Annotated in this window: 15 protein-coding genes; 6 read left to right on the top strand and 9 right to left on the bottom strand. The window is 41.3% G+C overall.

The annotated features are described in order from the left end of the window. Positions 1-125: 125 nt before the first annotated feature. From QWT69_RS13985 to QWT69_RS14000, 4 genes are all read right to left on the bottom strand, one after another. Positions 126-566: a hypothetical protein gene (locus QWT69_RS13985; protein WP_317966619.1), complete on the bottom strand. Its 441-nt coding sequence runs from the start codon at positions 564-566 to the stop codon at positions 126-128. Then, entirely contained in the window at positions 532-1,857 is a 1,326-nt protein-coding gene (locus tag QWT69_RS13990) for a replicative DNA helicase (protein WP_317966621.1), read from the bottom strand. The genes QWT69_RS13985 and QWT69_RS13990 overlap by 35 nt, the downstream gene beginning before the upstream one ends. Then, entirely contained in the window at positions 1,854-3,308 is a 1,455-nt protein-coding gene (locus QWT69_RS13995; protein ID WP_317966198.1) for an IS1182 family transposase, read from the bottom strand. Before QWT69_RS13995 ends, QWT69_RS13990 begins: the two co-directional genes overlap by 4 nt. A gap of 367 nt (positions 3,309-3,675) precedes the next feature. Next, positions 3,676-4,176: a hypothetical protein gene (locus QWT69_RS14000; protein ID WP_317966623.1), complete on the bottom strand. Its 501-nt coding sequence runs from the start codon at positions 4,174-4,176 to the stop codon at positions 3,676-3,678. A 320-nt stretch (positions 4,177-4,496) separates the two neighbouring features. Here QWT69_RS14000 and QWT69_RS14005 point away from each other — a divergent pair, with 320 nt between their 5' ends. Then, on the top strand, positions 4,497-5,462 hold the full coding sequence (locus tag QWT69_RS14005) for an Rpn family recombination-promoting nuclease/putative transposase (RefSeq protein WP_317966625.1): 966 nt from the start codon (positions 4,497-4,499) through the stop codon (positions 5,460-5,462). Between the two features lie 193 nt (positions 5,463-5,655). On the opposite strand, the gene QWT69_RS14010 is transcribed toward QWT69_RS14005, so the two are convergent. Further along, the gene (locus QWT69_RS14010) at positions 5,656-6,159 is read right to left on the bottom strand and encodes a CDI toxin immunity protein (RefSeq protein ID WP_317966627.1); all 504 of its coding nucleotides are present in this window, start codon (positions 6,157-6,159) and stop codon (positions 5,656-5,658) included. A 282-nt stretch (positions 6,160-6,441) separates the two neighbouring features. Next, complete coding sequence (locus QWT69_RS17270) at positions 6,442-6,552, bottom strand: putative holin-like toxin (RefSeq protein ID WP_348539039.1); 111 nt, start codon at positions 6,550-6,552, stop codon at positions 6,442-6,444. A gap of 240 nt (positions 6,553-6,792) precedes the next feature. Between QWT69_RS17270 and QWT69_RS14015 the strand changes: the two genes are divergently transcribed. Together QWT69_RS14015 and QWT69_RS14020 are read left to right on the top strand one after the other, a co-directional pair. Further along, positions 6,793-7,029 (top strand): hypothetical protein, encoded by a 237-nt coding sequence (locus QWT69_RS14015; protein ID WP_317966629.1) that lies wholly within the window; start codon positions 6,793-6,795, stop codon positions 7,027-7,029. A gap of 13 nt (positions 7,030-7,042) precedes the next feature. After that, positions 7,043-7,507, top strand: a complete 465-nt coding sequence (locus tag QWT69_RS14020; protein ID WP_317966631.1) for a hypothetical protein — start codon at positions 7,043-7,045, stop codon at positions 7,505-7,507. A 355-nt stretch (positions 7,508-7,862) separates the two neighbouring features. Here QWT69_RS14020 and QWT69_RS14025 read toward each other — a convergent pair whose 3' ends face one another. Next, the gene (locus QWT69_RS14025; protein ID WP_317966633.1) at positions 7,863-9,404 is read right to left on the bottom strand and encodes a BCCT family transporter; all 1,542 of its coding nucleotides are present in this window, start codon (positions 9,402-9,404) and stop codon (positions 7,863-7,865) included. 394 nt (positions 9,405-9,798) lie between these two features. Here QWT69_RS14025 and QWT69_RS14030 point away from each other — a divergent pair, with 394 nt between their 5' ends. From QWT69_RS14030 to QWT69_RS14040, 3 genes are all read left to right on the top strand, one after another. Next, positions 9,799-10,119 carry a hypothetical protein gene (locus QWT69_RS14030; RefSeq protein ID WP_317966635.1) on the top strand — a complete coding sequence of 107 codons (321 nt, stop codon included), beginning with the start codon at positions 9,799-9,801 and terminating at the stop codon, positions 10,117-10,119. Positions 10,120-10,506: 387 nt separating this feature from the next. Then, the gene (locus QWT69_RS14035; protein ID WP_317966637.1) at positions 10,507-10,962 is read left to right on the top strand and encodes a hypothetical protein; all 456 of its coding nucleotides are present in this window, start codon (positions 10,507-10,509) and stop codon (positions 10,960-10,962) included. Next, a complete protein-coding gene (locus QWT69_RS14040; protein ID WP_317966639.1) occupies positions 10,947-11,237 on the top strand; it encodes a DUF2653 family protein in 291 nt (96 codons plus the stop codon). The genes QWT69_RS14035 and QWT69_RS14040 overlap by 16 nt, the downstream gene beginning before the upstream one ends. Before the next feature lie 146 nt (positions 11,238-11,383). On the opposite strand, the gene QWT69_RS14045 is transcribed toward QWT69_RS14040, so the two are convergent. Together QWT69_RS14045 and QWT69_RS14050 are read right to left on the bottom strand one after the other, a co-directional pair. Further along, positions 11,384-12,520 carry an S-layer homology domain-containing protein gene (locus tag QWT69_RS14045; protein ID WP_317966641.1) on the bottom strand — a complete coding sequence of 379 codons (1,137 nt, stop codon included), beginning with the start codon at positions 12,518-12,520 and terminating at the stop codon, positions 11,384-11,386. Positions 12,521-12,680: 160 nt separating this feature from the next. Next, on the bottom strand, positions 12,681-13,229 hold the full coding sequence (locus QWT69_RS14050; RefSeq protein ID WP_317966643.1) for an HD domain-containing protein: 549 nt from the start codon (positions 13,227-13,229) through the stop codon (positions 12,681-12,683). Positions 13,230-13,564 lie beyond the last annotated feature (335 nt).

The raw sequence follows: 13,564 nt of genomic DNA on the forward strand, positions 1-13,564 counted from the left end.
TTTTTCTTTAACTATACCTGATTGAATGAAAGGTTAAAACCTCAGCAAGAATTGTTCCGGTACAGCAAGCAATTATGACTATTTAACGTGGTCTTCATTTCTGTTGATTGAATAAATCCAACGTTTCAATTCCGCCCCACCACCCCCACATAACTCGGAAACTCCAACACTTCCCGCTTCATCTCCCGAAACGTCTTCGACACTCCTGTATCATTCCAGTACAAACTCGCATCCATTCGATGGCTTGCATCGATTACGCGCTGGGCGAGCCAGCCGTAGATCTTGAAGTGCTTGTGCCTGACGTCGTCTTCATCCCTTGCCAGGTAGATCGCATAGCGGTCTTGGTCGAGCGGGATGGCGAAGAGTTTGATGGTGCACATTTGCAGCCAGTTTTCGTCGCGCATTTTAGTGATCGTTTGGAAGTCCATGTCTGTTGGGAGTTTGCTAGTTGGGTCATCTTCCTGCACATATCCCTTCAGTAGTGCGTAGTAGAGCGTATGCGCAAGAAAAGGATTATCATAATAAATGGCTTCAGCCAATTCTTCTTTCACTGTTCGTTTGTTCAAATCCGGTAACCTCCCCAGTAAATTTATTGTAGATCGCGACGGCTGTGCCGACGGGACCGTTTCTGTTTTTAGCGACAATCAATTCCATCGTCATGTCATTTTCGTCTTTTGAGTAATAGGCATCGCGGTAGAGGAAGATGATGACATCTGCGTCTTCCTCTATGGAGCCGGACTCGCGCAGGTCGGACATGAGGGGTCGTTTGTCTTGCCGCTGTTCAACCGCACGACTTAGCTGTGCGAGTGTGATGACGGGACAGTTGAATTCGCGCGCCATCGCTTTTAAGTCTTTTGTGAGTTGAGATACTTGGAGATGCATATTTGCGCTTTTATCTTCTGAATGAAGCAATGTTAAATAGTCGATGAAAATGACTGGTTTTCTGTCAGGGAATTCATGGATCATTTTGCGCACTTTCATTCTGATTTCTGCGACGGTTTGTTTACTATTGTCGAAGAAATGGATATTCGTTTCTGCTAGTCTGCCAACCGTTTGCGGCCATTGGGCTTTTTGCGTGTCGTTGAACAGCGTATAGGGATCACGCATGCGGGCTCTTGAGAAACGGCCCGTTGACGCGAGGAGACGATCTCGCAAACTCGTTGCGGCCATTTCGAGTGAAAAGATAATTGGCAACCAGTTTTTCCAGCCAGCATGCTTTGCGATATGCAACATGATGTCTGATTTCCCCATGCTTGGTCGTGCAGCAACAATGGTCAGCTCCCCGTTTTGGAATCCGTCTGTCATAGCATCCAGTGAACCGATACCAGCCGTTGCGCCCATCTGGTGCTCTTTTTGGATGTATGGGTCTTCATAGACGTCTACAAGCAGGTCGGATATAGAGGCATGGTCACTGACACGGTTGTCAATCAATGCTTCCAGCTCGCTCATAATGCGGTCGATGGACCAGTTTTCCTGTGCAGCAAGTTGCAACACATTTCGTTTTTCTCGTTCACGCCAGACATCGAGCATAGCCCCTACATAATCGTCAAATTTCGGGATTTGCGCATAAGCCATCAAGTCCTGTATATAATTGGCACCGCCCAGGTCTTGCGGATTGTATGCCGTCAGCAAGGTGACGAGGTCGACAGGTTTCCCTTTCACTCGAAGTTCCTTCATCGATTGAAAGATCATCTTATGGACCGGATCTGTAAAGTGAGAGACGTCCAAGTTTGCATCCGTGATGGAGGGCACTGAAAAACTTACGTTTTTTAGATAAAGAAGTTTTTCGGAATGAAAAAGAGGCATTTTCTGTTCAAATCTGAACAGAAAGTGCCTCTTTTCTACCTTTATTTTCATTCTTTTTCGTTCACCAGTTTTATTATCCGTTTCAGATTGACTGCGAATATGGTAGTCGCGGCCTGGATGCCCATGCCAAATAAACCCGCTGATTGGGCCTGATCGTACCCATGCGGATTTTTCAACTCACTATTTTTCGCTTCGATTTTATATCGATTTCGTGCAAGCCTTTTAAATTCCTCTGTTTCCTGAAAGGCTGCCTGTTCTACATGTTCCGTGGACTTGATCGATACGGAATACGTTTTACTTTTAGCTCCTTCCTTGTAACAACCTTCCCTCAATGGACACGTTTTACATTTTTCAACATCAAAATAAAACGTCATTGTTTGGTTCCTCTTTTGTCCCTTCTTGCCCGTGCGGGCTTTTCGAGTTGCCATATGCCCGGCCGGGCATACAAACATTCCCGCATCTTTATTAAAATCAAATTCTTTCGCATGTCCTCCGGTTGTAACGATGGGATTGAGTTTAGCGATTAATTGAATTTGTTCTTGATTTGTATAAATTAGATTATCTTTTCCAGAATATGCAGCGTCTCCTAATACTGTATCAATCTTCATTCCAGTCGCTTTACTTTTCTCGATTAATTCCTGTAAGTACTGTCCATCACTTTTTTCGCCTGTCGTTACGGTTGCCGCTGTAATAATTCTCTCATCACACATAGCGATATGCGTTTTATAACCGAAGAAAGAGGAGTCCGCTGATTTATGACCTACACGTGCATCGGAATCAACGGAATATTGAAGATGATGTTGAGTATCCCCCACTATTTCCTTTAATGTATTTAGTCGTTCTTTAACGGCTGGTACTTGAGAGATTTGTGGTTCATTTTCAATTGCCTCAATGACTTTTTCACAATATGCCAATTCATCATCCACTTCGTTAGAAGTGGACTTCGCAGGGAATTTATCTTTCATTGATTCATCAATTTTATAGACAGCTTTTCGGACATTCTTCGACTTTTCTTGTAGGAATTCTATCGGTGATTTCTGATTGTAACGTGCCTTGGTATGTGTTGCGTCCACAATGATTGTATTACTCTTAATGATTTTCTTTTCAAGTGCGATTTCAACCGTCTTCTTGATTAACATATCTAAAAGACCGACGTCTTTGAGACGTAGTCTACGGAATTTTGTAAGGGTACTTGAGTCGATGACGTCATCTTCTGGAGCCATATTTAGAAAGTATTTAAAGGACATGTCGTATCTGGAGCGTTCCACTAAGTCAACATCAGATACATCAAAGATAGCTTTTAATAATAAGTATTTGAACATACGGATGGGCGGAATTGCTTTACGCCCATTATCCAAGCAGTATTTGGTTTTAAGCTCTTCTAAAATAAAGGAAAAATCAACAAGTTCATTTATTTGGCGAAGCATATTATCTTTCGGCACGACGATATCATAAATCGCCATGTAAGGACTTAAATTTAGGGTTTCCTGGTTTGAAATCATTGGGCGCACCACCTACATTTACTTAATTTTAGTATATAGGAAATGGACCGTGATTTTTAGGGGTTAAAGTGATTATTTTCGAAATAGATTGTAGTGGATTGGAGTGGAAGGCAGCGACTCCAGCGGGAACAGCGCGAGCTGAAAGCCCCGCAGGACCGCAGTGACGAGGAGATTGAAGCCGTGCCCGCGGAAAGCGTCTGCCTGGAACGGAAATCCACGGCTTCCAAGATGAAAAAAGCGAGAATGGAAAACGACAAGTCGTTTTCATTCTCGCGATGATCTGCCTAAGGGGACTTTTTCAGTGCCGTCTCCGTGATGAGGTAGTTTTCTTTCATCATCGAACCGAGTACGGCTTTTTCCGCGATCATCATGCCTCTCCTTTTGATAAGTCCAATCTGAATTCATTCACATGGAGTTTCTGAAAGAAAGAGGTGTTTCTTATATTCTTTTCTTTCTTTACATTCTTACTAGTTGTTAACACATTGTGAGGGGGTTGTTTATCGTTTGTTAGTTGCTTTGTTAGGAAGCGTGCGTTTTGTTGATAAAAGCCCCAATTGACAATCGTTATGAGCCTGTTCTGCTTTGTTGATTCGTTTGTTAGGAATCCGTATTTTTCAAATCTCGCGAGCGCTGTCCGGACGTTTTGTGTGCTAATTTTTTTGCCGCATTTTTCTTCTAGTGACTTGAGTGACGTAATGAATTGACCCGGTTTCAACGAATACGATTCGCTTTTCCACTCCCATTCAGCCTCTTCGAAGTTCGCCATCAGCAATAATGTAATGAACACGACTTTCTGTTCTGGTGTCGAGCCTGTCCAAATCGGATCCTCGAGCAGTGAGCGATATAATTTCAACCAACCTTTATTCATTCCAATCCCCTACCTTTTCTTTTTTTAAATGAACACTCTATTCATCTGATATATAGAGCGGTTTTTGGAGAAAGGATACTACTTGCGAAAATAATGTAAAATAAAAAATCCAACCTTATGAGAAGGTTGGATTTTTCTGTTGGTGTATAGAGATCTCTTCCTCTGTAATTCAATGGGTACTTGTCACCCATCGATGATACTAAAATTCATTTTAGTAACTGAACTTTATTAGATTAAAGTAATTTGAAATGTCAGACATCATTATTGATTAATACGAACGCTTGTTTTATAATTACTATATAAACTTGGGAGGTGTGTTCATGGTTGCTTTCGTGAAAGAAGAGACAGAACAGTATGGGACGGAGCTATTGGAACTTCGTAATGATTTTGTGTTTAAGTCGTTTTTCACCGATGAACGAAACAAAGGATTGCTCTTACATTTCGTGAATTCGATTGTAGACGAGAAAATCCACTCTCTTCACTTGATTGACCCGACAGCTAAGATGGAGCATGCTGCTGACAAATTATCCATATTAGATTTAAGGGCGACAACTGAAAACGGAAACCAGATTAATATTGAACTACAGTTACAACGTCATACTGCATTCAACGAGCGAATATTGTATTATTGGGCTAAAACGTACACCTCCCAAATTAAGACTGGCGATCCATATACGCTCTTACAAAAAGTAATCCAAATCATTATTGTCGATTTCGATTTATTGCCTTCTTGCGGTGTTCATAGTACATTCCTATTAACAGAACCATCCACAAGCACGATTTTTAGCAATCATCTTGAAATCCACGCTTTGCAATTAGGAAGAGTGGGCAACAAACCTTTACAAGATATGAGTAATTTAGAAAAGTGGCTACTGTTTTTCAAAGGAAACCAAAAAGAGAAGGAGGAAGTCGCTATGGAAAGTTCTGCATTCAAGGAAGCGTTCGAAGAAATCGAGAGGCTGAGCAGAGATCCGGAAACCGTCCAACTGGCCATCAGTAGGGAAATGGCATTGCGTGACCATATTCAACGAATGGAAGATGCTGAAAATCGAGGATTGGCCATTGGAATTGAAAAAGGGATTGAAAAAGGAATCGAACAAGGAATTGAACAAGGGATTGAACAAGGGCTTGAACAAGGGATTGAAAAAGGAAAACGAGCGAAACAAGTAGAACTGATCGTAAAACTTCATGAAAAATCATCTCCCCTCTCATTTATTGCTGAAGTGGCTGATCTTTCTATTGATGAGGTTCAGGAGATTATACAAAAGCACGCAAATCAGCTGTAAAGAGCCCGTTACATGTATTCTTTGTAGTAAACGCATCCTTAAAGAAGTAACACCTCTCCGATTTGCATCTGTGCAACGGAGGGGTGTTACTTCTTTTTATTCGCTTTGTTTCGCAATTTGCCATCTTCCGTACTGTCGTCAGGCGTGAACTAAACCTACCCGTAAGTTAATCAAGATTAAAGTATTTGTTGACCTAAACCCACCCAATAGTAACGGTATTATCATGAAAGAATTCAATAACATATTTCTGACGAAGGCAATAAATATATAAATCACTTCCTAACCAGGCAATCTCTTCAATCGTACTTAATAATTCTTCAGTCAAATTAGTTTTCACACACGGATAACTATTATATCCCCAAAAGATATATATGGGCGTTAAAGTATCAAATCCTTTAGAAATTAGAAGTGAAGGAACGCTTTTAATTTCTTGGGGATTTATTTCAACTCGGTTAACAATAGTAGTTTCCCAGTCAATACTGTTCCAAGAACCAATCGGAAAGTTTACAGAGAAATCTTCTACAATTGAATTAGTTTTATTAGAATCTAGAATTTCAAATACTTTCGTTTCCCCGAACACTTCCTGAAGCAGAACCTTTACTTCATTCTCTTTTTGAATCGCTTCTTGCATTAAATCTTTTTGTTTCCGTGCCACTAGAATTTCATTTAATCTCTTCTGTCTTTCTTTTTTGTTCACTCTACTGTTAACTCCTTTCCTATATAGTTTTATTGGACTAAACTGCCCCTTCTACTTCACATTAACTTCTTTACATCCTTCCAATCACACGTCACGCCTACACTCACTATCCGTGTTTCTTTTGTACCATTGTGGTAAACTGTATGTAAGATAAAAAAGACCGGATGCGATGAACATCCAGTCAATGCAACGGACATATCGCATGAAGTGCGGTTGGCCGGTATTAAGGTATTCTTACGAGAGAGTAACTACCCTGCTTACTTGGACGTTAGCGGAGGGTCGTTACTTTTTTCTATTGGTGGATAGAGTAATTAACGCTACGATGGTTGCTGCCGTTGCCGCTAGAAACATTCCAAATTGGAACATCATATTGATAGAATCATATGTCACCATATACACACCCCATTTCCAGGGAGTGCCATCCGTCCATTCGCTACATGCCGTTGCATTTACTAGTTTATCATACTAGTATTTTTTTATCGACAATAATACGAACATACGTTTCAAATAATTTTAGAATACTTGTTTTTTTCTAAAGGTGTAAGCCGATCAGGATGGATTATGGATGTAAGTGATTCGGGATCTGTTTGAAGATTTCCTATTGTTTTTCGCGCCAGATTAGTTGGCAGCGGTGTGCCAAAGAAAATAATCGATAAAGTAAAAGCACACAAAGACTATAAAAACGCCCAAGAAAAACAAAAAAAGCTAGACAAAGCAGCTAAAGAAATTAAAGATAAAAAGGTAAACATGAGTAAAACAACTGATATAATTATCGCTATAGCAATCGTCGTGGCAGCCACTTCAACATTCTTTTTCCCAGGAGACGATGTCGCCGCTTGGGGATTGCTACTTCGCGCCATCACTAGATAAAGGAGGGAATGTATTGGAAATGCCGGATGTGTTTCTTGTAAAGGAACTTGTTTTGAAAGATGTAGAAGTATTACACATCTTGCAACCTGGTAAGATTCTGGCTTATGTCGTCATCGAGGATTGTCATAGACACTCGACAATAGACGATTTCCCTCATATCGCCCATCTCTATGAAGAAGGTGAGTGGGAGTCACGCACGAATTTTATTAAAGCACAGATTATTGTGAAGGATGACAGCTTATCTAAGGAAGAAAAAGATGTGCTGTCAGAGATGGTCATGATTTACATCGAGTCGAAACCAAGTGTGGATACATTTGTCCAATTTGCAGTGAAGCCAGAGGTTTACGATTATCTCGATTCCTATGATGAAAACCCCTCCTTGTTTTACAATGCATTATTGAAATGTACAGAAAATAGCCACGATGTGAAAAGAATTACCATTGATTCATTAAATCACCTTACGCAAATAGAATCATGATTTGCAAAGGTGCCTGGGCCAGAAACATTCACGTTAATTCATACGGTTTGAATAAAAACAAAGGACTATCTCACGAATTAAAATTCCTCAACGTTTCCATTTCATCTTTATGGAATTGTAGTGTATTATCTGAATTCAACTTTACACACGTACCTTTCATTACTTTCGAGTGGATGAATGGGATGGTTTTTCAACCTTCGTCCCTCCCTTTTCATTAATGAACACGAGAAAGAGGTACTTATCAAAGACAGGTGATTCTCCATTTCCCCTGCTAAACAAGTAATACCAAAAAGGTGTTAGGTTTTCATCGAATTCCGATGAACCTAACAGCTTTTTTATGAGCTTCAACAAATTTTTATTCACGTTTGTCTGTATGACCAAATTGCTCTTCATACATGATTCGTACCGTTTTCGGTGCAGCCCAAAACGTGGGTAGCAATAGTAACGACACAGGCATTGCTGTAACGACGATGAAAGATTGGATCGCTTCGATTCCGCCTTTGCTAATCATTAACAGCACAATTGCCACAGTGCCCATAATGATTGCCCAAAACACACGCAGGCTCTTTGGCGGGATGCTATTTCCTGCTATCGCCACCGAAACAGTATACGCCATCGAGTCGGCAGTTGTCACAACGAATAAAATGGTCACTAACAAGAACAGAGGTGCAATGATGGCACTAAACGGCAATTGTTGTGTGATTGCCATCATGGCAGCCGGCATGCCCGATGTATTCAAAGCTTCTGAAATAACGCCCGGCTCGCCCAATTCATAAAACATGCCCGTCCCGCCTACAACAGAAAACCAAAATGACGTCACGACGGGCGCTGTAATCGAAACCGCCAATATCAATTCACGTATTGTGCGTCCGCGTGAAATCGTTGCTATAAAGATGGCCATCATCGGTCCATATCCGAGGAACCAGCCCCAGAAAAAGACCGTCCAGGAACCTAACCAAACCGAATCCCCGCGAAACGTGCTCATCGGTAAGAATTCTTTAAGATAAACCCCACTTGCTTCTAAAAACGTATTTAGGATAAAACCACCCGGTCCGACCAATAAAATCGCAACAATTAAAATCAAAGTAATGCTTATGTTTAAATTACTAAGAAATTCAATCCCTTTGCGTAAGCCTGTAACGGCTGATAATGTGGCGATTACGACGACGCTAATGATGACGGTCACTTGTGTCGCCAAGTTATTCGGTACCCCAAACAACGATTCCAGTCCATACGCAGCCTGTAAGCCAAGGAAACCAATGGGGCCAATTGTCCCCGCCGCTACTGCAATAATTGCGGATGCATCGATGATGGTCCCAAGTATGCTCTTCCCCATGATCTTTTCACCAAGCAACGGGTAGAGCAGTGTCCGTGGTTTGAGCGGCATTCCTTTTTGATAATGGGCATACATCAAAACAATCGTGCCTAGTGTTCCAAGAATTGACCATGCAAGAAAGCCCCAATGTAAATACGATTGAACAAATGCGGGAATAACAGCGCTTTTAGTGCCCGACTCTACACCTGTCCCCGCGAAAATAGGGGGACTGGAAAGAAAATGATACATCGGTTCAGCGGCTGCCCAAAATACACCTCCACCTGCCAGTAAAGTGGTCATGATCATAGAAATCCATTTAAAATAACTAATTTCTGCTTGATCGGTTCCACCTAAACGAATCTTTCCGTATTTCGAGAACCCTAGGAAAAGTGCGATGAAAAAGGTACCCAGTAACAAGACTTGCCAAAATCCACCGAAATATTTTACAGCAAAAGCGAATAGTAGATCTACCATATCCGCTACAAAATCTATATTGATAAACGATGCAATGACAAAAGCGACGAGTAAACCGCCACTGATGAAAAGTACACGCCAATCTGTCTTAGTTTTGTATTCATTCAAAATAAAACCTCCATGCGAGCATGTTTTAAATTGCTATCCTTCGACTTCTGGATACCAAGCTCAATTTCTTTGTGCAGTTTAACACACTTATTGACTCCGTCAAAAATATTGTGCCCAAAGAATACGATTTAGAACAGAATGATTGAGGTTTAGGTTGTGATTATGTTTTTCATTGGCGTTTGATTTAATAGTTCTGGTGGTAATTATATTTATATAGTTACTTATTAACTTGGCTATTATAAGTAAAAAGAAGACTTTACTTCATTAGGGATACATCGTTTACGTTTTTAACAGAATGGTGTTTCTAACAGTAAAATGGTCAATCCCACGTTTACTACCCTTTTTCTGCTCCACTAACACAAATACATATTTCATCTGAAAAGGAGCAATTCTCATGGCACTGGCAATTTCGAAGATCTTATTTATCATTGTAATTATTGCAGCCGTCTTAACGCAATTCTTCTTGTATCGACGTAAAAACCAATCTGGACATAGTCTGTTCATTATCAATATGTTGGTAGGTATTGTGTTGTCTTATCTTGCATTCACCGCATTGCCAGCAAACTATACAGGACAAAAAGTGTTGGCAATCGCTTGGGGTGTGATCGCTGTAGTGGCAGTAGTTTTAAAGGTCACAAACGAAAAATTTATCACGCTCAGCAAGATATTACTTTCGATCGCCATCATTGGTGGGGTCGTACAGTTACTAGCTTGAGAAGTCGATGGCGCATAAATTAAACTAAAAGGGACTCAGCCATTACGGTTGATCGTCCCTTTTGTTTTGCCTCACTTCACTTCATCCCACCCATTCCATAGCTTCCAGTTGGATCTTCACTTCAGCAAACTCGATTGTCGGATTTTCCAAAGTGATACGATGGACTACCTCGTCTTCAACCCTATTCAACAAACGGACGAGTAGGAGTAATGAACGATTCGTAGCTCAATGCATATCTGGTTCCTTTTAATATGTGAAGATTTCATGGCAGATGTATGAAAAATTCGCATAGTCATGATTCGTTCGAATACCGATTAGACGTCTAACCAATTATACTAAATAGATGGCATCACAAAATCGATGCCTTTATAGATGGAGGGAAATGAATTGAAAAAACTCGTATCGGCGCTACTTGCAGTAACACTCATCATGTCACCGATCGGCAACACACTCTTTACCAATGATGTCTCAACTGTTGAAGCGAAGGGCTATAAGTCTGGTAAGAAAAGCTTCAATCCGACAAACAATTATAACAAGCCACAAGTGGATAAGAAAAAAGAAGATACTTCTTCATTTAATAAATCCACAAACAAACCAAACAATACGGCGAAAAAGGGCGGCTTCTTTTCAGGCGGGCTCATGAAAGGGTTATTCATTGGCGGTCTCGCTGGTCTTTTATTCGGTAGCTTATTTGCCAATATGGGCATCTTAGGTTCCATTTTAGGCTTGATGGTCAATGTATTGGCGATCGTCTTGGTCATTGGAATTGTACGCAAGATTTTCGCGATAATTAAAGAGAAAAAAGAACAAAAAGAGGATCGAAATCCATGGCAGACGCGATAATTTCGGAGCAAGATATCATAAATGCAATTTGCATGGAGCAAGCCCATACTCATACTGTTCAACCTGAAGACGTTGAAGTGGAATTGCTGTATGACGACGAAGCTGGCTTCTCGGCAGAAGTGCATATCGGTCGACAAATACACGTCCTTACTTCTTTTCAAATGATCCAATCCATCCGTTTTTGGATTGAACATGTTTTACACGAAGATCCTTATGCAACAGGCCTCAACCTTCTATTAGATCGTGAAGAAGGCATTATTGCTGCGGTACACTAACAGTAAAGCCCCCTATCCATTTATGCGGATTGGGGGCTTTTGTATGGCCTGTAAAGCATGTTCGCAAGTATTTTGTAGGTACCAGACACCCACTCACACAAGCAATTCATGTTGTTTGATCTAGTTGATGTCTCTTGTTCGTCAGCTTACTGCTCTTTCGTCCCCCACTGCTGGCGGTGAAGATTCAATCCTCTTTGTCCGAAAACGGTGCGTATATAGAATTCCTCCGCCTCTTCCGTCCAGACGTGCAACTGGGTTGTGTCGAGACATTTATCTTCATCACACCACACAAAGTATTCAGGATCCGCTATTCCAACCAAATTTACATACTCATTCTTCACATTCGAAAAATCGCCTGCATCCCAACGATCCAATATTTGATCTAATTCGGAACCCTTCTTGACGAATCGTTTCAAGTACTGAATGTTTTCCTTTGCCATTTGGCTATAGCCAGACCCTGCTGAGTTCATATCGATTTCCCTCTTTTTCCCGTAAGCTTCCTTATTGCTGTCCGGCAGACGGTAAGCTTCTGGATAGCGTGTTACTTTTTGGGCGAGCAACAGTTTCATCTGATAGGCGACATACTCCGTGTTACCCCACTCCATTTGTTCTTCCGTGTATACGCCAAGCTGTCCTCTCAATGGCTTCGCTGGTTCTGTCGGATCGACCGGATCATTCATATGGAGAATTCGATGAAGGAACAATGCATAATGTACGCGTGTGACGGGCTTGTTAGGCTGATATTTTCCATTGTCGCCCGTTGTGATTCCATTGGAGTAAAGGGCCCGTACATATTGGCTAGCCGGATGGTTTTTTGGCACGTCCACGAAGTTAAGTTCCGTCTGCACATCCAGTTGGAATGCGATGGTCAGCACCTTTGCCATCTCGGCACGGGTGATCGGTTTATTCGGATAGAGATTGCCTTTCGCATCAGCTTCAAAAATACCTGCCTGTTGCAGTTTCTTGATGTCATTGAAATAAGCGTTCTTTGGCGACACGTCCTTAAATTTCACGAACGGTTTTCGCGCCGGCAATTTCACTGCACGGTTGACGAGCGCCGCCGCATGTTTCCGGCTAATGGATTCTTCTGGTCTGAATTCACCGTTCGCATACCCGCTAATAATGTTCTTATCCCGCATCTCATGGACAATGTCCACATACGGGCTGTTTTTGGATACATCCTTAAATGGATCTTTGACAGCTGCCTCTGCTCCTGTAGGCATGAATAGCATAGGCACGACGAGCACCGCCGCCATCACAATCTTTCCTAGTTTGTTCTTCATGCAACTTCCTCCTATCGGTATGTACGGTTTTCTAATCAGCGTACAGACGCAAATTTCTGGAATAAGTTTCAAAAGTTTTTTATCATAATCTGATAAGAGTGTTCTGGTCTTGAATCCATGCCGTATCCAGTCCTTTAACCAGCAAACTTTCTAGTTAAATTCAACGTTCAAAGACCTTTTCAATCAGCTCTGTGAACTCTTTATATTCTTCCGTGTCTTGTACTTGTCGCAAAGACGAAGCGATGGAATGGTAACACCAGTTTTGCTGCTCTTTGCCCGCATTGAATTTCCGCCAAAGCTTCTCTTCGTCAGCTTCGTAATCTTTATGGATGGCGCGCATATTCGACAATTTGTCCGCAAGCGTCGCGATTTCAATACCTATCGACTCATTCGCTTGCAAGAAGTCGATAGTATCCTGCTTTCTGTCCTTCCATTGTTTCGATTTGTCTTCACTCTGACTCTGAACAAGATCGGCGATGTTTTCATTGAATACTTCTTTCAACGTTTCATACGCGACAAATGCATCTTCTATCGTGTCATGCAGAATGGCTGCAGAAACGATATCTTCATCCACTTCCCCATTTTTACCTGTCATGTTTGCTGCAATTATTCCCGTTTCCATACAGTGCAAGATATACGGGATTTCTGTGCCTTTTCTCGTTTGGTTTGCATGGCATAGCGCAGCAAACTGTATCGCTTTATTGATCAATTGTGCCAACCTCCTATTTTTTTGTTTTAGACAACCTGGTACTTGTAGTTGCTCATTTCTCCATTCTACATGCATCCTCTAGTTCTTTTGCGATATCTTCCGTGCTTTCGCAATACGCTCGTTTCCATACTTATGTAACATCGCCATTGCACGCATCTGGAGTTTTCGGATTTATTCAATTATATCTTTCCTCTATATCATTTTGATACATTAACAGGCAAAAGATTTCATGGCACCGACTTCTTAGTTCCTTCTGGAGTTTTTAGACATCATCCAGAGCTTCATGTAAGATTAATCTATTGAATTACCAATCTTAAGCATACTTGAAGGAGAAT

Origin of the sequence: Sporosarcina oncorhynchi (genome assembly GCF_033304615.1) — a bacterium.
In the GTDB taxonomy this organism is placed as follows: Bacteria; Bacillota; Bacilli; order Bacillales_A; family Planococcaceae; genus Sporosarcina; species Sporosarcina oncorhynchi.